Below are 23,215 nucleotides of genomic sequence, written 5' to 3'. Positions count from 1 at the left end.
CCGGCGCAAGGTTTCATGTTTCGGTATCGGGCCGGTATCAGGCGAAGGCGATGGGCTGCCCGACCAGTTCGGCCATGTTCGCCGCGTCGATGCCGGCAGCTGCCGCATCGGCTGCCGCGACGTTGAAGTACACGTCCGTCATCGACACTTCCTGGCCGTTGACGACCGCGCTGCTGCGCTCCAGGTGCAGGTTGCCATTGGCATCCAGGAACGGCAGTTCTTCGAAGGCCACGGCCAGCGAGGTCACGCCGGCCTGCGCCAGCGAAATCAGCTCGCCGCCGTCGGTGATGCCGTTGCTGTTGGCGTCCTGCCACAGCGTCAGCGCCGCGAACTGCGCGTCGCCCGCCGTCACGAAGCCGTCGCCGTTGCTGTCGAACGACGCCAGCTTGGCGAAGCCGCTGCCCTTGCTGGCGCCGCCGAACAGCTCGGCGATGCCGTCGATGCTGCCGTTGCCGTTCGCGTCGATCGCCAGGAAGGCGTCGCCGGCGGACAGCCAGCCCGACTGGATCGCGGTGCCGGTGCCCAGCAGGTCGAAGCTGCCGGTGAAGTCGGCGCGGGCGATCGTGTGGATGCCATTGCCGTCCAGGTCGATGGCGATCGGCGTGATCGCCGCATCCCAGCTCATGTCGTTCTCGCCGGAGTACAGGAACGTGGCATCGGTCTGCGTCAGGCCGACCTTGCTGATGGCGTCGCCCTTGACGTCGCTGTCGACGTGGTCGTTGGAACCGGTATTCTTCACGCCCCACTTCCAGTCGTTCATCGCGTAGGTCAGGCCCTTCGCGTCGGTGAACTTGACGTCGGTCTTGTCGAACTTCAGGTAGTAGCTGCCCGGATCGAGGTTGCTGAACAGGTAGCTGCCCTTGCTGTCGGTGGTGGTGGTCGACAGCAGCTTGTTGCTGGAGGCGTCATACAGCATGACCTTGATCTTGCCGATGCCTTCCTCGCCGCGGTCCTGCACGCCGTTGTGGTTCGCATCGCGCCACACCTTGTCGCCGATGCTGGCCTTGCGGTACAGGCCCGCGTCCACGTCGGTCTTCTGCTGGCCGGCGGCCAGCTTGAACACGCCGCTCGACGCGATGGTCGACGAACCGGCGAGGTTGGCGAAGTCGGAGTCGGTGGCGTCCGAACCCACGTTGGCCTTGGTGGAGTGGTAACCGCCCGGGCGCGTCACTTCCACGCTGTAGGAGCCCGCCGCCAGCTTGTCGAACGCGTAGGTGCCGTCGGCCGCGGTGACCGTGGTCGCCTTCAGCTTGTGGTTCGCGTCGTACAGCTTGACGGTCACGCCGCCGATGCCGCATTCGTTCTTGTCCTGCACGCCATCGAAATCGCTGTCTTCCCACACGGTGCTGCGGATGCTGGTCTGCGTCAGGCCGGCATCGAGCGATTTCACCGCCTGGCCCGCGCTGACCGTGACGCTGCCCAGGTACCCTTTGGCATCGGCGTTGCTGTCGTAGCCGGCGTCGGTGGCGTACTGCTTCGTGATGCCGTAGCCATCCGGCGTCTTCATGCTGACGCTGTAGGTACCGGCGGCCACGTTGAAGTTGTAGTAGCCGTTCGAATCGGTCGTGGTGGTGGCCACCACGTCGCCCTTGGCGTTCTTCAGCGTCATCAGCACGTTGCCCACGCCGCATTCGCCACTGTCCTGGATGCCGTCGGCATCGGTGTCCAGCCAGACGCGGTTGCCGATCGAGGCCATCTGCGCCACGCCGGCATCGATGCTCGTGTTGTTCTCGCCGGAAGCCAGCGTCACCTGCTGCGACAGGCCCTTGGCATCGACGTCGGAGTCGAGCGCATCGTTGCCGCCGGCATTCTGTTTGGTGACCGTGTAGCCGGCCGGCAGGGCCGACGTGTCGAACTGCACGCTGTAGGTGCCCGGCTTCAGGCCGGTGAAGGCGTAGCTGCCGCTGGCGTTCGTGACGGTGCTGGACAGGGCCTTGCCGGCCGCGTCGAGCAGCGTGACCCTGGCGCCCTGGATGCCGCTTTCGCCGGCGTCCTGGATGCCGTCGCCATCGCAGTCGTACCAGACCTTGTTGCCCAGCGATGCGCCGCGGTACAGGCCCGCATCGGCCGGATCGACCGTGGCGTTGGCCTTGACGGCGAACGTGGCGGAAGCGCCGGCGGCGTTGACGTCGCTGTCGATCGCATCGTTGGTACCGACATTCTGGCCCGTGAACGCGTAGCCGGCCGGCTTGGCTACCTGCACCGAATAGTTGCCGGCCGCGGTCGTGAACGCGTAGTTGCCTTGCTCATCGGTCGTGGTGGTGGCCACGGTGTTGCCCCTGGCGTCGACCAGCGACACGCTGGCGCCGGCGATGCCGGTCTCGCCGCTGTCGCGCACGCCGTTGGCGTTGGCATCTTCCCACACGGTGCTGGCGATGCTGCCCAGTTGCAGGTTGGCCGGTGCCTCGAACACGGCGTCCTGGCCGGACGACAGCGTCACTTGCGCGGTACTGCCGTTGCCGGAGGCGAACGTCACGCCTTCCGGCAGGGTGCTGGCATCGAACTGCAGGCTGTAGGTGCCCGGTTTCAGGTCGCCGAACTTGTAATGGCCGCCCGCGTCGGTGGAGGCGGTGGCGACCACGTTGCCGTCGGCGTCGAGCAGGGACACGGCCACGTTGGCGATGCCGCTTTCGTCCGCGTCGAGCTTGCCGTCGCCATCGGTGTCGTTCCACACGGTGCTGGACACGCTGGCGTAGCGGTACAGGCCCGCATCGGCGCTGTCGTAGACATCGCCCTTGGCCACGGCGATGGCGTCGGTCAGGCCGCTGGCATCGATGTCGCTGTCGACCGCGCCATCGCTGCCCACGCCCTTGTCGGTGGCCACATAGCCCTTCGGCGCGGTGACGGCCACGATGTAGCTGCCGGTGCCGATCTCGAACTTGTACTGGCCGTCGGCGTCGGTGGTGGTGGTCTGGATCACGTTGCCGTCGGCATCGCGCAGCGCCACGGTCGCGTTGGCGATGCCCGCTTCGCCGGCGTCCTGCAGGCCGTTGCCGTTATTGTCTTCCCAGACCGTGTCGCCGATCGTTGCCAGGGTGGGTGCGCCCGTTCCCGGACCGGCCGGCATCGGCACCTTGAACGACAGGTAATTGGTGGCGACGCTGGTGTCCTGCGCGCCGGTGCCCGTGGTGCCGCCGTTGTCGCGCACGTGGAAACCCATCTCGACGATGCCGCCGGTGGTGTCGCTCGGTACGAAGGTCAGCTTGCCGGCCGCGATATCGGCGGCGGAAATTTCGCTGCCCGCCGCGACGGCATCGCCATTCAGCAGGATCGTGCCGGCTGCCGGCAGCGATTCGATGATCACCGACTGGAAGCCATGGCCTTCGACGGCATCGGCGAAGCCGAAATCGGCGGCGGCCAGCACGACCGGGGTGCGGTCGAGCAGGTCGAAGTCGCGGTCGGCGCCGGTCGGCGCATCGTTGACGGGATCGATCACCACGCGCAGTTCGACCGACACGTAGTTGCCGTACTCGCCGTCTTCCACCAGGAACTGGTAGGTGGCGAACTGGCCGTTGTAGTCCTTTTGCCAGGCGCCCGGGCGGATGTACAGGTGTTCGCCATCGGCCAGGCCCAGCAGGGGCGTATCGCCCTGGATGTACTCGCCGTTCGGCAGCTGCGTTTCAAAACCTTCGACAGTCAGTGCCGCGTCGGTCACGTACCCGGCTTGCGCCATGATGTCGCGCAGCGACAGGGTGGCGGACGTGTCTTCATCGACGTGGACGGTGGTGGTCAGTGCTAAATCGCTCATGCAGTGTGTAAGTTCCAATGTCCGGCCCCGCGCAGGTGGAGGCGGTAGCGGACGGGGTTGCCCTGGGACGCGGTACAGGTATTGGGTACAGCCTCTGCCGGGAGGTATAGCACGATCGGCCGTTTTGATGCCTATCAGCTATTTATGTTGTTCATTGTATAGCAATTTGCGCTATTCGGTAACCATAGTAAATAAATGTTTAGTATCTGTAATGGAAGTTTCATTCGTTATATTAAAAACTGTTGTAATTCGGGCGTCCTGGACAAGAACCGCCCACGATCCGGTGCTGTCTTGACGGAAAGTCATCGGCCAGTCATCATGCGAGCCCTGTCCACTCGTCCTGGTTGAACCACCACATGGCACTGCTTACCGTTACCGAAGCCGCCCGCCTGGCGCGCCGCAGCCGCGCTTCCATTTACCGCGACATCGAGAAGGGCCGGCTGGACAAGGTATTCACGGCCGACGGCGCGCTGAAGATCGATTCGGCCGCGCTGGCGCGTGCCTACGGGGAGATCGGCCGCCGCGAGGAACCGGGGGCACCGGGCGCATCGCCGGCGGCCACCGACAAGGCGATCCAGGCCGTGCTGCGCCAGGTCGACGGCGCGAAAGTGGCGGAGCAGGGTGAAGGCGGGGCGGCGCTGGAAGTGGCCGTGCTGCGCGAGCGGCTGGCCGCCTGCGAGCACCGCATCGCGCTGCTGGAACGGATCGCCCAGCTGGAAAAGGCCGCGCGCCAGGCGGCCGACGTGACGTGGCGGCAGCGGGTGCAGGGCAAGGATGAAGTGATCAATGCGTTGACGCTGGCGCTGGCCCGGCCGGAGCCGCAACCGTTGCCGCAGGCGCCGGCCCGTCCGCGCGACGACGCATGGCCGACCTGGCGGCATGCGCCGGGTGGCGAGAAGCGGGCGATCAATTGAGCAGATAAAGGTCTGCCGTGGCATGCCATTAGCGCATGCACCACACCCGGCAGCGAACTGCTGGGGTCAGACCCGTTGGGTCTGACCCCGGGTCTTGCACTTGGGGTGGTATAAGCGCCAACAGGACCCGACCTGGTTTTCGCAGGACTTTCGACAACACGCGCAATAAAGCCGTACTGGCAGCTTCACGGTCGCCATTCGTTGCGGTTGTGCGGGCCAACGAGACAAGCCCGCGACAACTCCCGTCAATAAATCTCCGGTACCACGATCTCCTCCGGCACCGGCCGCCGCACGTAGTCCTCGTGGTACTCGCGCTCCGGCAGCGCGATGGCCGGGCGTTCCACTTCCACGTACGGAATCTGCGCCAGCAGGTGGGCGATGCAGTTCAGCCGCGCCTTTTTCTTGTCGACGCCCTGCACGACCCACCACGGCGCCTCGGGGATGTGGGTCCGCTCCAGCATGATTTCCTTGGCCTTCGTGTATTCCTCCCAGCGGCGGCGCGATTCCAGGTCCATCGGTGACAGCTTCCACTGTTTCAGCGGATCGTGGATGCGGCTGAGGAAGCGGGCATTCTGTTCCTCGTCCGAGATCGAGAACCAGTACTTGATCAGCTGGATGCCGGAACGGGCCAGCATGCGCTCGAACTCGGGCACGGTCTGGAAGAATTCCTCGTACTCCGCATCGGTGCAGAAACCCATCACCCGTTCGACACCGGCGCGGTTGTACCAGCTGCGGTCGAACAGCACGATCTCGCCGGCGGCGGGCAGGTGGCAGACATAGCGCTGGAAATACCACTGCGTGCGTTCGCGGTCGTTCGGCGCGGGCAGGGCGACTATGCGGCAGACCCGGGGGTTCAGCCGCTGGGCGATGCGCTTGATCACGCCACCCTTGCCGGCGGCGTCGCGGCCCTCGAACAGGATCACCACGCGGTGACCCGTGTGCACCACCCAGTCCTGCAGCTTCACCAGCTCGGCCTGCAGCCGGAACAGCTCGCGGAAATACGCGCGGCGCGCATCCTTCTCCTCGTCGCTGCGACCTCCCTGCGGCAGCAGCGTGTCGGGATCGAGATCGCGGTCGTCCAGTTCCAGTTCCAGCTCCTCGTCGTAGCTGTCGTCGATGTCGCGCTGCATCCGGTGGATGACGTCCTGCGGGTTGTTCTGCAACATGTGGTGCTCCGGCTACATGGGAAGATGGTGCCGCAGTCTACGGATCAAACGTGACAGGCCGATGACTCGCGGCGTTCGGCGACGATGTCGGCGGCGAAGATGCGCGCCGGGTCGAGCGTCGTCCTGTGCCCCAGGTCGCGACCGTGCTCGCGCAGCCATTGTTCGGCGGCGGCCACGCCAAGTCCATGCAGCTTTTCCAGGAAGCCCAGCTCGGAATTGAATTTGCTCGAGAATCCATAATCCATCAGCGTATCCAGCCCGCTGATCAGGTGCAAACGCGTGGGCTCGGCGGCCATGCGCGCGGCCCGTTCCTCGTCGGCCAGGTGCTGTGTGTGATACAGCGAGCTGATTTCCCGCATGAAGGCGATATTGAACGCGATTTCATTCGACCGGTTGGCGATGTCGGCCTGGCTGCGCGGCAGTTCGCCGCGGGCGATCGGGTTGATCTGCACGACGATCACGTCGCGCGCCGGCCGTTCGAGCAGCGGGAACAGTGGCGGGTTGGCGACATAACTGCCGTCCCAGTAGAGTTCCCCGTCGATTTCCACGCCGGCGAACACGGTCGGCAGGCAGGCCGAGGCGATGAGCCGCTGCACGTCGAGCTCCCTGCGCGTGAAGATCTTGCCGGTACCGGTGCGCACGTTGGTGGCGCCGATGAACAGTTCGAGCTCCGCGCAGCCGCGCACCCGCTCGAAGTTGATCATCGTCGCGAGAAACTGCTTCAGCGGATTGATGGTGAGCGGCAGGTTCGTCACCGGGCCGATGATCGCCCCCATCATCTCCATCAGGTGATAGGCGGGCGTGTGCGCCATGTCCCAGCGGCCGGTGAGGCGGTCGACGGGCGAACGCTGCAATGGGCTCATCAGCGATACCTGGCCCAGGGTGGTCCAGAAGCGCCGCAGCGCGGCCTGCGCGCCGCGCCGGCCGCCGCCGAAGGCATGGCCATCGGCCGTGACCACGGCATTGATGGCGCCGGCGCTGCTGCCGGTCAGTGAATCGATGACCAGGTGCTCTTCGTCGAGCAGCCGGTCCAGCACGCCCCAGGTAAAGGCGCCGTAGGTGCCGCCGCCCTGCAGGGCGAGGCTGACTGTTTTTTTGGTGGCGATCAGCAATTGCATTCCCCTTGATGTGGCTGGGCCAAGGACGGCCCTTGCCGCTACTGTAGGGGGTTTCGCGAACCTTCGGCGCTACGGATCAGCCGGCGGTGCGCGCATGGCGCGCCGCCGGCACAGGAACCGTCAGGCTGGCTTCGGCGTATTGCGCTTGCCGGCGTGGACCAGCAGGATGGCCAGCCCGGCGATGGCTGCCGGAATGCCCAGGATCGCGATCACGGCCGAGAAGCCCCAGCCCATCGACAGCAGCACGCCGCCCAGGAACGAGCCGAGGATACTGCCGAAGCGGCCGATGCCCAGCATCCAGGACACCCCGGTGGCGCGCACCGCTGTCGGGTAGCAGGCCGGCGCGAAGGCCGTCATGCCGGTTTGCGCGCCATTCATGCAGAAGCCCGCCAGCATCACGAATGCGGTGAACATTGCCGAGTGGATGTCGCTGGCGGCCAGCGCCAGGATGAAGACCGCGCCGCCGCCATAGGCCAGCCCGATCACGCGGTTGGCGCGCCAGCGGTCCATGTAGAAGCCCACCACCAGCGCGCCGAGCGTGCCGCCCAGCTGGAACAGCGCGGTCAGGCTGGCGGCCCGCTCGATCGGCAGGCCGGCATCGCGGATCAGCGTGGGCAGCCAGCCGCCCAGCAGGTAGATCACCAGCAGGCCCATGAAGTAGGTGGTCCACAGCGACAGCGTCATCGATTTGTAGGTGGGCGAGACCAGGGTGGCGACCGGGTGGCCGGTGGCGACGGGCGGTTCGCTGACATGGAAACGTGTCGCATCGGTGAATTCGCCGCCACAGACGCGGCGCAGCGTCTGCGCGATCTTCGCGGAACCCATCTTGCGCACCACCATGAAGCGCGCCGATTCCGGCAGCAGCCACACGTAGATGGGCAGGCACAGCAGGGGAATCGCGCCGCCCATCAGCAGTAGCGCGCGCCAGCCGTAGGAGGGCAGCAGTGCCGCCGCGGCAAAGCCGATCAGCGCCGAGCCCAGGTTGAAGCCGGTGAACATCACGGCCAGCAGCGTGCTGCGCGAGCGCTCCGGCACGTATTCGGACAGCAGGGTGGTGCAGCACGGCATGGCGGCGCCCAGGCCCAGGCCCGTCAGGAAGCGCAGCAGGCCGAGCACGACGATATTGTCGGCGGCCGCGCTGAGCAGGTTGAAGATGCCGAACAGCGCGACGGCGCCGAGCAGCATCCGCTTGCGCCCCCAGCGGTCCGACATCGGACCGACGAACAGCGCGCCAATGGCCAGGCCGACCGGCGTGGCACTCATCGCCACGCCGAACGCGGTGCGGGAAATGCCCCATTCGGCAATGATGTCGGGGGCCAGGAAGCCCATGATCGCCACGTCCATGCCGTCGGTGGCGACGATGAGGAAGCAGAGGCCGAGCAGCAGCCACTGGTACCGGGACATGCTCCTGCCATTGATGTGGGCCCGGACGTCGAGCGCTTGATGTTCCATGTTGTCTCCATGCTTGCTTGTTGCCGATGACATCCCGGCCGGCGCGCGCTGCTTTCTTGGTTCCGATGCCTGGTTCATGCGGGCACGCAAGGGCGTCTCGTCCGGGAAGTCGATGAAATGCGCCGGCGGCCGCGAGGCGGCCGCCGGGTCACGCGGCAACTATACTGAACGCGCGTTCGATAGACAACCGTTTGTTCGATGACCGAACGCTATTTGGGGCCTGCCGGCATGATTGACATTTCGCTACCGACAGGCCCGGCGAGCCTTCAGCGGGCCGCGGGCGGCCGCTGGCGATTGGCCGCGGCAGGGGCAGGGAGAGACGCAGGGGGAGAAACAGGGAGAGAAGCAGGGACAGCGGCAGCGGCCAGACGCGCCATCGCTTCCCGCGCCGTCATGCGGTCCTGGTTCCAGAATTGCTGGACCACGTCCCACATGGGCGCCACCGTGTGCGATGGCTGGGCCATGCCGTGCGCGAGGCTGGGCAGCAGCGTGCCCCGTTTTGCGCTGTGCTGGAAGTCTTGCCGGGCGCGGCGGGCGCAGGCGTCGAAGCGCTCCAGCGGCACGTCGAGCCGGGCCGGGATCGACCCCTTGGCGAGGTTGAAGGCCTGCTGGAAGTCGCGGCCCATCACGGCGCGCGCCAGGTCGCGCTGGGCGGCCTTTTTCTCCGCGCTGACATCGAACAGCACGATCGAATCGATGTCGAAGCTGAACGCCTCGCGCGAGCCCGGCGTGGCCGTGCACAGGATGTCGATGCCCGGGCGCTTGCCGGCCGCCAGGATCTCCGCCTTGGCCCAGTCGCCCATGATCAGCATGCCGGCGGCGCCGCGGTTCAGCATGGCCGTCGCCGCCACCCAGTCGCGCCCCATGTTGCGCTGGTCCGTGTACGACTTCAGGCGCTTGAAGGTTTCCAGCGTCTTTTCCATCGCCGGGCTGGTCAGCGCTGCGCGGTCCAGTTCGAGGAAAGCCTTCTTGTAGAAGTCCACGCCGCCGACGCCGATCGCCACGCTCTCGAAGGTGCCCAGGTCCAGCCAGGACTGGCCGCCGTAGGCCACCGGCGTGACGCCGATCCGGCGAATCGCCTCGGCGGCGGCGAAGAACTCGTCCCACGTGGCCGGCACTTTCGCGCCGGCCTTGCGCAGCACGTCGGCGTTGATCCACAGCCAGTTCACGCGGTGCACGTTGAGCGGCGCCGCCACGTAGTGGCCGCGGTACTTCATCGTGTCGCTGATGACCTGCGGCAGCAGCGCATTCCAGCGCTCGGCGCCGGCCACGTCGTCCAGGCCGGACAGCTTGCCCTTGCGCGCCCATTCCTGGATCGCCACGCCCTTGATCTGGGCGGCGGTGGGCGGATTCCCGGAACGCACGCGCGAATCGAGCATCAGCACGGCCAGCCCGCCGCCGCCATCGGCGATGGCGAAATCCTTCCATGTGTGGCCGTTCGCGCGCAGCGTCGCCTTCAGCTGCGCGACGGCCTGCGCCTCGCCGCCGCTGGCCCAGAAATGCAGCACTTCCACTTCGCCGGCCCGGGCGGGGCAGGCAAGGGCGGCGTGCAGCAGGGCGAGCGCGACGGCTGCGAGGCGCGCCGGTGCGGCGAGACGGCCAGGGCGCTGCCGGAAAAATGGGGACGGCGAAAATGGGGATGTACCCCATTTTTCGGGCAACATTGCCGTGACGGATGGCCTGCGCGGCAGTGGGGAGCTCATGTCTGCAGGGCGCTCATGGCTGCGGCTCGCGCGGCAACCGGATCGTCACGCGCAGGCCATGCGGTTCGGCGTCGCCCAGCGTCACGCTGCCCTGGTGCCGTTCGATGATCTCGCGCACGATCGCCAGGCCCAGGCCGCAGCCGTCGCCGCCTTCGGTGGCGCGCACGAAGCGCTCGAACACGCGTTCGCGGTCGGCGGCGGGGATGCCGGGGCCATTGTCGTCGACGACGATGACCGCGCCGGCGCCGTCTTCCTTCACGCGCAGGGTGACTTCGGCGCCGCGCCCGGCGTAGCGGATGGCGTTGTCGACCAGGTTGGAAAGCGCTTCGCGCAGCAGCGCGGCGTTGGCGAGGATGGGGATCTCGCCGGCGGGAGCGTCCACGCCCAGGTCCACGCCGGAACGCAGCGCGCGCGGCACCAGGTGCGCCGCCACCTCGCGCACGAAGCGGTGCAGGTCGAAGCGGCTCCGTTCCAGGGCCGCCGCCGCGCCCGGCTCGGCGCGGGCCAGCGTCAGCAGCTGGGCCACCAGGTGCGCGCTGCGCGTGGCACTCTGGTGCACCATGTCCAGCCGGGTGCGCTGGGCCTCGTCGCTGGCCGCTTCCAGCGCCAGTTTCGTCTGGCTTTTCAGGCCGGCCAGCGGCGTGCGCAACTGGTGCGCCGCATCGGCGATGAAGCGCTGCTGCGCCCCCACGTGGTGGCGCACCGATGCCAGCAGATCGTTCAGCGCGCCGGCCAGCGAGCGCAATTCGCTGGGCGCCAGGTCCAGCTTGAGCGGTGTCAGGTCGCCCGGCGCCCGGCTTTCCACCTCGCGGCGCAGGCGTGCCAGCGGCGCCAGCCCGGCGCGGATGCCGGCCCACACGATCACGCTCATCAACAGCACCAGGCCGGACAGCGGCAGCAGCGTGTCGGCCAGGATCGCGCGCGCCAGCTCTTCACGGTTGGCGCTGCTGCGCGCCACCTGCACCAGCATGGTCTGCTGGGGGGCGCTGATGTCGCCGAACGCCACATACAGTGCGGCGATGCGCATCTGCTTCGGCGTGCCGCTGGGATCGGGCTGCGGCACCACTTCGCCATCGTAGAAATAGGGGGTGTCGAGCTTGCGCTCGATGCGGGCCGGCGGCGCCGGCAGGTTTTCGTTGCCCAGGATGAAGTGGCCGGGCGGCGTGCTCACCGTGTACATCAGCGGATCGTTCGGATCGGCTTCCAGCACGTCCTGCGCGGCGCGCGGGAAGTCGATCAGCAAGCCCTGTTCGATGGGCTTCACCTGCCGCAGCAGCGCGCGCGACGCCTGGGCCAGGCCGGCATCGATCGCCCGGTTCGCATACGTGGCGGCCAGCCGGTAAGTCAGGAAGCCGCCCGCCACCCACAGCACCAGCTGCGGCAGCAGCAGCCAGAGCAGGAGTTTGCGGTGCAGCGAGACCATCTCAGGCGCGCGCCGCGCGGCTGTCCGCCTCGAGGAGGTAGCCCAGTCCGCGCACCGTGCGGATATCCAGGCCGGAACCTTCCAGCCGTCGCCGCAGGCGGTGGATGTACACCTCGATGGCGTTGCCGGCGCCGGTGCCGGCGCTGTCGCTGGCCCAGCTTTCGTTGATCTGTTCCTTGGTCACCACGTTGTCGCGGTTGACCAGCAGCAGTTCCAGCAGCGACCACTCGCGCGGACTGAGCTCGATCGGCTCGCCAGCGATCGTGGCGCGCCGGGTGCGCAGGTCGAAATGGAGCTTGCCGAAACCCAGTTCCGAGTTGCCGCTGCTCGCGCTTACCCGCCGCAGCAGCGCCCGCACGCGGGCATCGAGTTCGGGAAAGTCGAACGGCTTGGTCATGTAGTCGTCGGCCCCGGCGTCGAGCCCGGCCACGCGGCTTTCCAGCGCATCCTGCGCCGTCAGTACGATCACGGGCATCAGCTGGTTGGTGGCGCGCACGTGGCGCAGCACGGTGAGTCCGTCGACCATCGGCAGCCCGAGGTCGAGGATGGACAGGTCGAACGACTGCCGCTGCAGCAGGTATTCGGCCACCGGGCCGTTCGGCGCATGTTCGACCGTGTAGCCCATGCCGCGCAGGTGCGCGCACAGGGCGTCGGCAAGGATCGGATCGTCTTCGGCAAGCAGGATATGCATGCAAAGAGTTTAACAATAAATGAATGAAACAGCCACCTGCGATGAAATGATCAGTTTTCTGTAATGTTTCATTAAGAGGTTTACGCTTCATTAATGCTTGCGTATATTTGCTTACAGAACGTTAAGGTTGGCCGGCAAAGGGGGCAGCAACCATGCGATCCCGCTCTGGCGGGCTGCCGCCGATGCCTGCATAACGTCGAGGCTCAGGTTTTACCAACGACATTCGCACATAACAGGCCGCCCGACGGCCGACCAAGGAGACTGCGATGGACCCGCGCTACCGCCACAAGCACCTGCTGCGCCTGCTCGCCGAGCATGGCGCCGCGCCCATCTCCCGGCTGGCCGGCTGGCTGGGAGTCTCGGCCGCCACCGTGCGCCGAGATATCCGCCTGCTCGATACCGCCGGCCAGCTGCGCCGCACCCATGGCGGCGCGCGCCGCGTCGATGCCGGCACGCCCCTGCCTGCATTGACACCGGGCGCGCCGGCCAGCAGCTTCACGGACACGGCGCGCGCCAACGCGGGCAGCAAGCGGGCCATCGCGCGCCGGGCCGCCGCGCTGTGCGCCGATGGCGACACACTGCTGATCGGCGGCGGCACCACCACGTTCCAGCTGGCCGCTTTCCTGGCCGGGCGGCCGATGCGCGTACTCACCAATTCCTTCGCCATCGCCCGCGAGCTGCTGGCCAGCGGCAGCGACGACGTGATCATCACCGGCGGCAAGGTGTATCCCGCGCAGGGCATCATCCTCAGCCCGTTCGATACGGAGGCCGTGCAGTACTGCTACGCGGACCGGCTGTTCATGGGCGCGCACTGCCTGTCCGCGCTGGGCGTGATGGAAGCCGACGCGCTGCTGATCCAGGCCGGCCGGCGGCTGATCCACCAGGCGCGCGACGTGGTGGTGCTGGCCGATGCGTCGAAGTTCGACCGGCGCGGCGGCATGTTCCTGTGCGCGCTCGACCGCATCGCCCGGGTCATCACCGATACCGCCGCGCCGGACGCCGGCGTGCAGATGCTGGAGCGCGCCGGCGTGCAGGTCGACATCGTCGCGCCCGAGATGCCGGCCGGTCCGTGCGATGCCGCCTGCGCGCAAGCGTCGGCGCGCAGCTGGACCAGCGCCAGTCCGCCGCACTGAATCAACCTTGTCAGCAAGCCCGATGCGCACGGCCCGCGCCGCCGCGCAGGGGGACTGCTGCGCAATGCAATCCGCCATCGTATGCAACAAACAACAACGCAACAAACAACAACGCAACAAACAACCAGACCAATCCAAGGAGACAGGCAATGCAAGCACACCCCATTCACCGCGTTCCCGGCATGCGCATGACGAGGATCGCGCTGGCGATCTGCGGCCTCGCGGGCGTCATCGGCGGCGCGGCGGCCCAGCAGGCCGTGCAGCCCGAGAACGTGGTGACCGTGACCGGCACCAGCATCCGCGGCGTGGCCGCGGTGGGCTCGGACGTGACCACGATCCGCCGCGAAGACATCGCCGCCACCGGCGCGACCACCTCCACCGAGCTGCTGCGCTCCGTGCCGGAGATGAACAACTTCAGCGCGTCGGGCATCAACAACGGCCAGAACCAGGCCAACTTCGTCGACCAGCCGGCCATCCACGGCATCGGCGTGGGCAACGGCGGCGGCGGGCTGACGCTGGTGCTGCTCGATGGCCACCGCCTGCCGGGTGCCGGCATCAACCAGACCGCGCCCGACGCCGGCGCGATCCCCACCTCAATCCTGGAACGGGTCGAGGTCATGGCGGACGGCGGCTCGGCCATCTACGGGTCCGATGCGGTGGCCGGTGTCATCAACTTCGTGCCGCGCAAGAGCTTCGACGGTGCCGAGACAAAGGTCCGCTTCGGCAGCGCCGACGGCTACCGCACGAAGAACTTCAGCCACCTGGTCGGACACAAATGGGATGGCGGACATGCGCTGGCCGCCATCGAACGCTCGGAAAATACCGCGCTCGACGGCTTCGCCCGCCCGTTCGCGGTGGCCGACCAGCGGCGCTGGGGCGGCGCCGACGCGCGCTCGACCAGCTGCACGCCGGGCACGGCCACCGTGGGCGGCGTGAACTATCCCATCGTGGCCGGCGGCCCGCTGGGTCCGGGCGCGGCCACGCGTTGCGAAACCAACCGGGGCAACGACCTGTATCCCGCGCAGCACCGTGACCAGGCTTACTTCAGCGTGCGCCAGGACGTCGGCGAGTCGACCGAGCTGTATGCGAGCTTCCTGTACTCGGGGCGCCGCCTCGATTCGCGGGTTTCCGGCAGCGGTGTCACCAGTGGCGGGCTGTCGCTCACCGTGCCGGCCAGCAGCCCCTTCTATCTGCCGCTGGCCGGTGCCGAGGCGGGTGCGCCGCAGTCGGTGACGTACAACCCGGCCGCGGACTTCGGCGCGGCGTTCACGAACCGCATCACCACCAGCACGCGCAGCCTGGTGGCGGGCGCCAACGTGCAACTGCCGAACGACTGGAGCGCCAAGGTCGAGTTCAACTACGGGATCGAAAAGGATGACGTCAACAACCATGGCATCAACCAGGCCCTGGCGATCAGCGCCGCCGCCAACGGCACGTTCAATCCGACCGGCATCGGCGCGCAGACCAGCGCCGGCGTACTCTCGCAGATCGGCAATTTCGTCACCCGCTACAACGCGCGGCATACCCTGAAGGAAGCCCAGGTCAAGCTCGATGGCCCGCTGTTCCAGATGGGCGGCGGCAAGGCCCGCGCGGCGCTGGGTGCGGGCACGCGCCGCGAGGAAATGGAAGGCCTGACGTCGGCCGGTCCGGTCGGCGGCGACTTCACGGCCGCGCCGTACACGTCGATCGGGACCCGCGATGACGATTTCATCTTCGGCGAACTGTATTTCCCCGTGCTGGGCGAGGCGAACGGCATCCCAGGCGTCAGGAAGCTTGACCTGTCGGTCGCCGCGCGCCATGACCGCTACAGCGACGTGGGCAATACCACCAATCCCAAGGTGGGCGCCACCTGGACGGTTGCCGACGGCGCCAAGGTGCGATTCTCCGCCGGCCGCTCCTTCCACGCACCCAGCCTGGCCGATGCGCCAAGCGCGATCGACAGCCGCGCCATCCGTGCGGACTGCCTGCCCGGCCAGCACCTCGGCTGCAGCACCGCGGGGCCGTCCGACTACGCGGTGTGGCTGGCCGGCGGCAACAACCTGAAACCGGAGAAAGCCAACACCTACAGCATGGGCCTCGATCTCGGCCCCGAGCTGCTGGGCGGCTTCAAGGTGGGCCTGACCTATTTCCGGATCGACTACAAGGATGTGATCACCTTCCCCACCTTCGGGCCGCTGTTCAATCCGATCGGCGCCTATGACCGGTACCGCACGCTGCGTCCCGCCGGCGCCACCGACGCGCAATGGCGTTCAACCGTCGAGCCGCTGCTGGCCGGCCTGCGCCACGATGGCCTGATCTATCCGGACGTTGGCCTGCCGCTGGCGATCTACGACCTGCGCCGGCAGAACTTCGCCGACGAGACGATCCAGGGTATCGACTACAACGTCGAATACCGCCTTCGCAACAGTGCCGGCCAGTGGAACTTCGGGATCGCCGGTACGCGCATGCTCAAGTTCGACCAGAACGTGCCGGGCGTGGCGGAAACCATCGAGCTGCTGAACACGAACTACTCGGTGCGCGACAAGGTGCGGCTGCAGGCTGGCCTGGTACGCGGCGCCTTCAGTGCCGCCCTGTTCGCCAACCACGTCGGCAGCTACCGCAACACGGGCGTCACGCCGGTCCAGCGGGTGTCCAGCTTCAACACCGTGGATGGCCATTTCGCCTGGAACTTCAAGGATGGCGCCGTGCTGGGCAACACCACGCTGGCGATCGACGTGACCAACCTGTTCGACCGCAATCCGCCGGTGTTCTATACCGGCGGCTCGATCCTCGGCTTCGACGCCGCCGCCGCGAACCCGCTGGGCCGCGTGATCTCGGCCAGCCTGACCAAGCGCTGGTAAGCGCCCCTGCAATCAACAAGGAGAGCAATGAAACCAAGTCCGGAACAGATCGCCCAGGCCAACGCGGCCGAGGAAGCGCGGCGGATCAACCTGCCGGCCGGCGCCCCCGTCGAAGCATACCTGCGCACGGCGCAGGCCTTGATCCCCGCCCTGAACGAGCGCGCCATCCCGCCGGTGGCGCTGGTCGAGGCGGAGCCGCGGCCGGACCTGGCCTTGCGCCACGCCATGCGCCGGCTGGCCGATGGCGGTGAGCTGGCGCGGCGCGGCTGGGCCGAGGGAAGTGCGTTCATCGCCGATTTCGGCGAACACCTGACCGGCTACCTGTCGTTTCGCGCCGTGCCCGTGGGCAGCGTGGCCGACAGCCCGATCCGCCTGCGGCTGACGTTCGGCGAGGTGCCGACCGACGTGGCCGAGCCCCTGTATCCGTACTCGGGCTGGATCAGCGCGGCCTGGCTGCCGGAAGAAATCGTCACCGTCGACGACTTGCCGGCGCTGTTCCGGGTGCCGCGCCGGCACGCCTTCCGCTATGTCAAGGTCGAGGTGCTGGCCGCGTCGCGCCGCTTCGGCGTGCGCTTCGAGGCGATGACGGCGCATGCCGTCACGTCGGCCCGCACGGAGCCGTCGCCGCTGCCCGAGGCGTATCCGGACTGGATCCGCCAGGTCGACCTGGTTGCCCAGCGCACGCTGCGCGATTGCCTGCAGACGGCGTTCGAGGATGGCCCGCGCCGCGACCGGCGCCTGTGGGTCGGCGACCTGCGGCTGCAGGCGCTGGCCAGCTACGCGACCTTGCGCGCCGACGATGTCGTCAAGCGCTGCCTGTACCTGTTCGCCGGGCTGCCCCGTTCCGACGGCCTGGTGAACGGCTGCGTGTACGAGCGCCCCGAGCCCACCTACGGCGACACCACCACGCTCGACTACGCGGCGCTGTTCTGCGTGACCTTGCAGGAATACGTGGACGCCACCGGCGACCTGGCTTGCGGCCGCGAACTGTGGCCGGTGGCGCGGCGCCAGGTCGACTGCCTGCTGGCCCGGCTCGACGACACGCTGCTGTTCCACGACACGGGCGAAACCTGGTGCTTCATCGACTGGGCCTTCGGCCTGGACAAGAGTGCCGCGACCCATGGCGTGATCGTCTTCGCGTTGCGCCGCATGCTGGCCCTGGCGGAGCGGCTCGAGTGCGCGCAGGAGGTAGCCCACTACGGCCCGCTGGTCGACGGCATGGCCGCCGCCGCGCGGGCGCAGCTGTTCGACGCGGGCCGCGGCGTCTATACGAGCGGGCCGGAACAGCAGGTATCGTGCGCGGCCCAGGCCTGGCTGGTGCTGGCCGGCATACCCGAGTCGCGCGAGGAGGCGCAGGCGGCATTGCGCAACGCGCTGGCCGATCCGCATGCCGTGCGGCCGATCACACCGTACGCGTATCACTACATCGCCGAGGCGATGCTGGCGTGCGGCATGGAGGACGAGGCCCTCGGCCTCGTGCGCTCGTACTGGGGCGCGATGCTCGACGCCGGCGCCGACACCTTCTGGGAAGCGTTCGACCCGGCCGATCCGCTGGCGTCACCGTATGGCGACATCCATGCCAACAGCTACTGCCACGCGTGGAGCTGCTCGCCCGCCTGGCTGTTCCGGGCCCGCGGCCTGGGCCGGCCGGATGGCGTGGCGGATGCGGCATCGACGGGGGAGGGCGCATGAAAGTCGAAACCATTCCCGTGCCGCGCCTGCGCGACCTGCCCCGTCCGGCATGGCGCGTGGCGATCCTGGCCGGCATGGCGTCCTACCTGGATGCCGCCGCGATCATCACGAGCGGCGGCGCGCTGGTGCTGTACAAGGATCACTTCAGCCTGTCGCTGGGGCACATCGGCCAGCTGTCCGCCTTGCTGACGGCGCTGTTCGCCATCGGCGCACTGGTCGGCGGCCGGCTGGGCGACCGCTTCGGCCGGCGCCGCGTGTTCACCACCACGATGGTCGGGCTGGCGCTCGGCACGGGCATGCTGGCGCTGGCGCCGTCGCTGCCGGTGCTGGTCGCGGGCACGGTCATCGTCGGCTTCTGCATCGGCGCCGACCTGCCGGTCTCGATGGCGATGATCGCCGAGGAAGCGCCGCCCGGCTTCAAGGGCCGGCTGATCGCCTTCTCGCACGTGCTGTGGATGGCGGCGATCGGCACAACCTACGTGCTGCAGATCTTCGTCGGCGGGTTCGGCGAGCTGGGTGGCCGCATCATGTGGGCGCACGTACTGCTGGTGGCGCTGCTGGTGCTGGCACTGCGGGCCACCTTGCCTGAATCGGGCGAATGGACGCGGGCCCGCGCCGATGCGGATGCCGGAGCGGGCGGCGCGGCGCTCGATGCCGGGAGCATCCGCCAGCTGTTCGGCCGCCGCTACATCGGACCGTTCGTGGCGCTGGGGCTGTTCTACGGCGTGTTCAACCTGGCCGCCAACACGGGCGGGCAGTTCGGCACGCTGCTGTACACGGAGGTGGCCGGTACCTCCGTCTCCACGGCGGGCCTGGTGAATACGGCTCAGCTGGTGGTGTCGTTCGCCAGCGCGATCCTCTTCATGCGCACCGTCGACCTGCCGTCGCGGATGACCTGGTTCGTGCTGGGCGGCGTGCTGGCGGTGGCCGGGCAATTGATGCCGATCCTGTTCGGCGTGAACGTGTACTCGCTGGCGGCCTGGCAGATCCTGCAAGGCATCGGCGGCGCGTTCGCCGGCGAATCGATGTGGAAGGTATGGAGCCAGGAGCTGTTCCCGACCTTGCTGCGTTCGACGGCGCAGGGCGCCACCACCTTCTTCACCCGCATGCTGGCCGCCGTGGCGGCGCTGGGTACGCCGCTGCTGATCGAGAGCGGCCCCGCCACGCTGTTCCTCACGCTGACCGTGGCGGTCGGCTTCACCACCGCGCTGGGCTGGCTGTATATTCGCAGGCTGCCGAGCGCGGCCCTGCAGTGATTTTCATGACAACACAACGAGACGAGACGATGAGTAAAAAACTGTTGCGCCGTGGCGTAGCCCTCCACGTGGGCCTGGCATTCGCGGGGAGTGTGGCAATCGCGGCGCTGGCGCAGGCGGCCGGGCCGGCCGCACAACCGTGGCGGGATGCCACGCAGGCGCCGGAAGTACGCGCCGCCCAGTTGCTGAAGGCGATGAGCTTCGAACAGAAGGTGGCGCTGGTGAGCGGCGTCGACCCCGCCGAGTACGCGCCGCTGGCGCCGCTGGGCGTGCAGCCGCTGACCCGGGTCGACGCCTCGGCCGGCCTGCGCGGCGACAAGGGCGTGACGGCGTTCCCGGTGCCGCTGGCGCTGGGCGCCACGTTCGACGCGGCGCTGGCGCGCGAGTACGGCAAGGCGATCGCCGTGGAGGCGCGCGGCAAGGGCTGGAACGTGATCCTCGGCCCGACGGTCGACGTGGCGCGCGACGGCCTGTCCGGCCGCTTGACCGAATCGTTCGGCGAAGACCCGCTCGTCAATGCCGTGCTGGGCTCGGAAGTGGCGTCCGGCATGCAGGGCGAAGGCACCATCGCGATGGCCAAGCACTACACGGTGTACCACACGGAACGCGAGCGGCTGACGATGAACGTGGAGGTGGGGCAGCGCGCGCTGCGCGAGGTGTACGACCTGCCGTTCCACTACCTGGTGGAGAAGACCAGGATCGGTGCCCTGATGGGCTCCTACCCGAAAGTCAACGGCACCTATATGCTGGAAAACGCCGCGCTGCTGGGGGAAATCAAGCGGCACGGCTTCCAGGGCTACATGGCCACCGACTTCATGGGCGGCGCCGACGGCATCGCGCAATTCAACGCCGGCATCGATTCCTGGTCGCTGCAGCCGTTCCTGCGCAAGGCCGAAGGGTTCAGGGATGGCCGCATCCCGGCCAGCCGGCTCGACGACGCGGCGCGCCGCATGCTGTGGGCGCTGTTCTCGACGGGCACGTTCGACCGCCCCGTGACCGATACGCCGGCCGCCGTGGTGACGACGCCGGCGCACCAGGCGCTGGCGGTCAGAGTGGCCGAAAGCGGCACCGTGCTGCTGAAGAACGAGGGCGGCGTGCTGCCGCTGCGCCGTGGCGGCCGGATCGCCGTCATCGGCCCGGCCGGCAGGGAAGCGGTGACGGGCGTGATGTGGTCGACCTACGTCGATCCGGGCCAGTTCACGACGCCGCTCGAAGCGATCGCGGCGAAGGCGGGCAGCGGCGCGAAAGTGGCCCATGCCCAGGGTTCGCTGGGCGACGTGGTGCTGCCGTCGATGTCCGCCGATGGCGGCATCTTCGCGCCGCCCGTGGCATTGGTGGCGCCTAACGGCAAGCCGGGCTGGCAGGTGCGGTACTTCGGCAGCGAGGACTTCGGCGGCGGCGCCCTGGGCGAGGATACCGTCAAGGAAATCGACATCAAGGGCAAGCCGTCGATGGCGATGCCGGCGAAATGGTCGGCGAAATGGGTCACGGAATACACGCCCGACAAGGATGGGCCGGTGCGGCTGGCCGCGTCCGTCAGCGGCGCGGTGAAGGTGACGATCGACGGCAAGGCCGTCATCGACGGCGCCCGCTCCACGGCCGACGGCTTCCCCGGTTCCGGTCCGTACACCTATCCGCTGTATGGCGTGGTACGGATGGAGAAGGGCCGCAAGGTACGCATCGAGGTGGAGTACTCGTCGCGCGGCGCCTTCACGGGGCCGCGCATCCAGCTGGGATGGCAGGGATCTTCGATGATCCCGGACGCCGTGGCGCTGGCGAAGAAGTCCGAGGTCGCCGTGGTGTTCGTCAACCAGGTCACGGGCGAGGAAATGGACCGCGGCAACTACGCGCTGCCGGCCGACCAGGATGCGCTGGTGGAAGCGGTGGCCGCCGCCAACCCGAATACGATCGTGGTGCTGAACACGGGCGGCGCGGTGAAGATGCCGTGGCTGCCGCGGGTCAAAGGGGTGGTCCAGATGTGGTATCCGGGTGCCGCCACCGGTACGGCGATCGCCAACGTGCTGTTCGGCGACGCGGAACCGGGCGGCCGGCTGCCGGTGTCGTTCCTGGCCGATGAACGCCAGGGCCCGCGGCCGTATGCCGGCGGCGGCACGGTGCGCTACGACGAAGGCGTGTTCGTCGGCTACCGCTACCTGCACAGGCATGGCCAGAAGCCGCTGTTCCCGTTCGGCTACGGCCTGTCGTATTCGACTTTCAGTCTCGATGGCCTCGGTGTCCGGGCAGTGCGTGGCGGGCAGGGCGGGCAAAGCGGACCGGCGGACGTGGCGGCCACGGTGTCGGTGCGCGTGAAGAATACCGGTGCGCGCGCCGGATCGACCGTGGTGCAGGTGTACAGCGGCGCCTTGCCGGGGCCGGTGGAGACGCCGGCCGTGAAGCTGGTGGGCTTTGCCCGGGTCCAGTTGCCGGCCGGCGGCGAGCAGGTGGTGACGATTCCCGTCGAGCGGCGCCTGCTGTCGTACTGGGATGACAAGGCGAACAAGTGGATCGCACCGGCGGGCAAGGTGGCGCTGGGCGTCGGCTTCAACTCGGCCGAGATCGTGCAGCGGCAGGAGGTCGAGTTGTTCAGGTAAGAGGGACGCGGGGGCACCGGTTTCGTGCTCCTGTCAGAATCCCGTGAAGGTGTCGGTCTCCCAGGCCGTTTCCCCATTCGGATACACGGCCACGCCGGCGCCGCCCAGCGCGCTTGCCGCGCCGGTCGCGGAAATCTCGCCCTTGACGAAGGCGTCGATCAGCCGCACCGTTTCCAGCGGCCGCGCGACCGGGAAGCCATGGTCGAAGCCCTGGTCCGGATTGATCATCACGGCCGTCACGTTGGCGCCCGCCCGTTTCAGGTCGTACTTCGAGGTGGCCGTGTAGTTGTCGTAGATGACCTGGTCGCCGCGCCAGGTGGCGAAGCTGGTCGTGGCTTTCACCAGCATCGCACGCTTGCCGTTGAACAGCGCGGCCAGGCGGCCGTCGCCCGGGATGGTGACCACGCTGCCGTCGGCATTCGGTGCGGGCTTGACCACGGCGACGGGCGAGACATTGAACTTGTGCGAGTAGTACAGCGACTCCGGCATGTACTGGATGGTGAAGCCGTCCAGCAGCGATTTGCCGTAGTTCGGCGATGCGCGGAACGCAGGATCAGTGACCGCCGCCGGCGTAAACGCCTTGCTGATGTCGTATTTCAGGACATCGTTGTAGACCACCGCGTCCCAGGTGGCCTGCACGTTGGCATAGGTGCGCTGGTCGCCCTGCCACGAACGCTGCTGGAACTCCGTGCCGGCCAGGCCGGCTGCATCGTTCGCGACGGTGACCCAGTCGCCGTTCGCCCAGGCATGGCCGGCCGCATCGGTGCCGGCCTGGCCCGCGTTGAAGCCGACACGGACGCCGCGTGTGCCGATCCCCGCCAGGCTGACCACATTCGCGTACCGCCCGGGATTGGCAATCACCATTTCCAGCGCGGTGCCGAAACCCATCGAGTAGCCGACCAGCGTGACGCCGGACGTGGGGAAGTTGGCGATCTTGTTCATCACCTTGTCGAAATCGGCGGCGAAATCCTTCAGCGACGTGATCTTCCTGTTGTAGCTCGACTTGCCGCTGCCGCGGTAGTCGAAGGTGTAGACGGTATAGGCGTCATTGAGCGCATCGATGGAACGGAAGAAGCCCATCATGCCGTCGAACGTGGCGCCCGACGTGTTATTGCCGGGTACGAGGACGATGACCTTCGGGCCATGGCCGGCCTTGCGGACATAGATGCTTTCTTTCGGATCGCCGGCGGCCGCGCCGTCGATGATGATGGCGCCCTCGCCGATGGTGGCGATGGCGTCGGCATTGGCGCCCGGGGTGCCGGGCGCGCCAGGTTCCCCCTTGGCGCCCTGGTCGCCGTCGCCGCCACAGCCTGCGAGAACGGTCGTGAGGGCCAGCAAAAGCAGTGGGTTGACGCGCCTGGTCTGCAGCATGGTGTCCCTCGTTGGTTGAGTGGCTATCTGGATGCCGCTCCCGTCGCAGGATGGCGTCGAATTACGATAGCACGACGGGGAGAAAAAAAACGTGGCGAAATTGCACGACGCGCGGAA

Annotated in this window: 14 protein-coding genes; 6 read left to right on the top strand and 8 right to left on the bottom strand. The window is 67.9% G+C overall.

Annotated elements, in window-relative coordinates:
* Window positions 1–37: 37 nt before the first annotated feature.
* Window positions 38–3,748 (bottom strand): SdrD B-like domain-containing protein, encoded by a 3,711-nt coding sequence (locus EYF70_RS15035; protein ID WP_131146138.1) that lies wholly within the window; start codon window positions 3,746–3,748, stop codon window positions 38–40.
* 356 nt (window positions 3,749–4,104) lie between these two features.
* Between EYF70_RS15035 and EYF70_RS15030 the strand changes: the two genes are divergently transcribed.
* On the top strand, window positions 4,105–4,662 hold the full coding sequence (locus EYF70_RS15030; protein WP_131146137.1) for a hypothetical protein: 558 nt from the start codon (window positions 4,105–4,107) through the stop codon (window positions 4,660–4,662).
* A 245-nt stretch (window positions 4,663–4,907) separates the two neighbouring features.
* Here EYF70_RS15030 and ppk2 read toward each other — a convergent pair whose 3' ends face one another.
* The 6 genes from ppk2 to EYF70_RS15000 all read right to left on the bottom strand — a co-directional run bounded on the left by ppk2 (window position 4,908) and on the right by EYF70_RS15000 (window position 12,215).
* Window positions 4,908–5,828 (bottom strand): polyphosphate kinase 2, encoded by a 921-nt coding sequence (gene ppk2, locus EYF70_RS15025; RefSeq protein ID WP_131146136.1) that lies wholly within the window; start codon window positions 5,826–5,828, stop codon window positions 4,908–4,910.
* Window positions 5,829–5,872: 44 nt separating this feature from the next.
* The gene (locus tag EYF70_RS15020; protein WP_131146135.1) at window positions 5,873–6,946 is read right to left on the bottom strand and encodes a patatin-like phospholipase family protein; all 1,074 of its coding nucleotides are present in this window, start codon (window positions 6,944–6,946) and stop codon (window positions 5,873–5,875) included.
* 120 nt (window positions 6,947–7,066) lie between these two features.
* Entirely contained in the window at window positions 7,067–8,398 is a 1,332-nt protein-coding gene (locus EYF70_RS15015) for an MFS transporter (protein ID WP_131146134.1), read from the bottom strand.
* Between the two features lie 266 nt (window positions 8,399–8,664).
* On the bottom strand, window positions 8,665–10,101 hold the full coding sequence (locus tag EYF70_RS15010; protein ID WP_229420873.1) for an ABC transporter substrate-binding protein: 1,437 nt from the start codon (window positions 10,099–10,101) through the stop codon (window positions 8,665–8,667).
* Between the two features lie 13 nt (window positions 10,102–10,114).
* Window positions 10,115–11,524, bottom strand: a complete 1,410-nt coding sequence (locus EYF70_RS15005; protein ID WP_131146133.1) for a sensor histidine kinase — start codon at window positions 11,522–11,524, stop codon at window positions 10,115–10,117.
* 1 nt (window position 11,525) lies between these two features.
* Entirely contained in the window at window positions 11,526–12,215 is a 690-nt protein-coding gene (locus tag EYF70_RS15000; protein WP_131146132.1) for a response regulator transcription factor, read from the bottom strand.
* A gap of 266 nt (window positions 12,216–12,481) precedes the next feature.
* On the opposite strand from EYF70_RS15000, the gene EYF70_RS14995 reads away from it, so the two are divergent.
* The 5 genes from EYF70_RS14995 (at window position 12,482) to EYF70_RS14975 (ending at window position 21,727) form a co-directional block, all read left to right on the top strand.
* On the top strand, window positions 12,482–13,348 hold the full coding sequence (locus EYF70_RS14995) for a DeoR/GlpR family DNA-binding transcription regulator (RefSeq protein WP_131146131.1): 867 nt from the start codon (window positions 12,482–12,484) through the stop codon (window positions 13,346–13,348).
* A 149-nt stretch (window positions 13,349–13,497) separates the two neighbouring features.
* Window positions 13,498–16,188 (top strand): TonB-dependent receptor plug domain-containing protein, encoded by a 2,691-nt coding sequence (locus tag EYF70_RS14990; protein WP_131146130.1) that lies wholly within the window; start codon window positions 13,498–13,500, stop codon window positions 16,186–16,188.
* 27 nt (window positions 16,189–16,215) lie between these two features.
* A complete protein-coding gene (locus EYF70_RS14985; protein ID WP_218943790.1) occupies window positions 16,216–17,880 on the top strand; it encodes an alpha-L-rhamnosidase-related protein in 1,665 nt (554 codons plus the stop codon).
* The gene (locus EYF70_RS14980; RefSeq protein WP_131146129.1) at window positions 17,877–19,136 is read left to right on the top strand and encodes an MFS transporter; all 1,260 of its coding nucleotides are present in this window, start codon (window positions 17,877–17,879) and stop codon (window positions 19,134–19,136) included. The genes EYF70_RS14985 and EYF70_RS14980 overlap by 4 nt, the downstream gene beginning before the upstream one ends.
* A 5-nt stretch (window positions 19,137–19,141) precedes the next feature.
* Window positions 19,142–21,727 (top strand): beta-glucosidase family protein, encoded by a 2,586-nt coding sequence (locus tag EYF70_RS14975; RefSeq protein WP_165497675.1) that lies wholly within the window; start codon window positions 19,142–19,144, stop codon window positions 21,725–21,727.
* A gap of 33 nt (window positions 21,728–21,760) precedes the next feature.
* Here EYF70_RS14975 and EYF70_RS14970 read toward each other — a convergent pair whose 3' ends face one another.
* Window positions 21,761–23,098, bottom strand: a complete 1,338-nt coding sequence (locus tag EYF70_RS14970) for an alpha/beta hydrolase (protein WP_131146127.1) — start codon at window positions 23,096–23,098, stop codon at window positions 21,761–21,763.
* Between the last annotated feature and the right edge of the window lie 117 nt (window positions 23,099–23,215).

The sequence above is a fragment of the Pseudoduganella albidiflava genome, assembly GCF_004322755.1.
In the GTDB taxonomy this organism is placed as follows: Bacteria; Pseudomonadota; Gammaproteobacteria; order Burkholderiales; family Burkholderiaceae_D; genus Rugamonas; species Rugamonas albidiflava.
The sequence above is the reverse complement of the archived record's forward strand: the minus strand, read 5'-3'. Positions and strand labels throughout refer to the sequence as shown.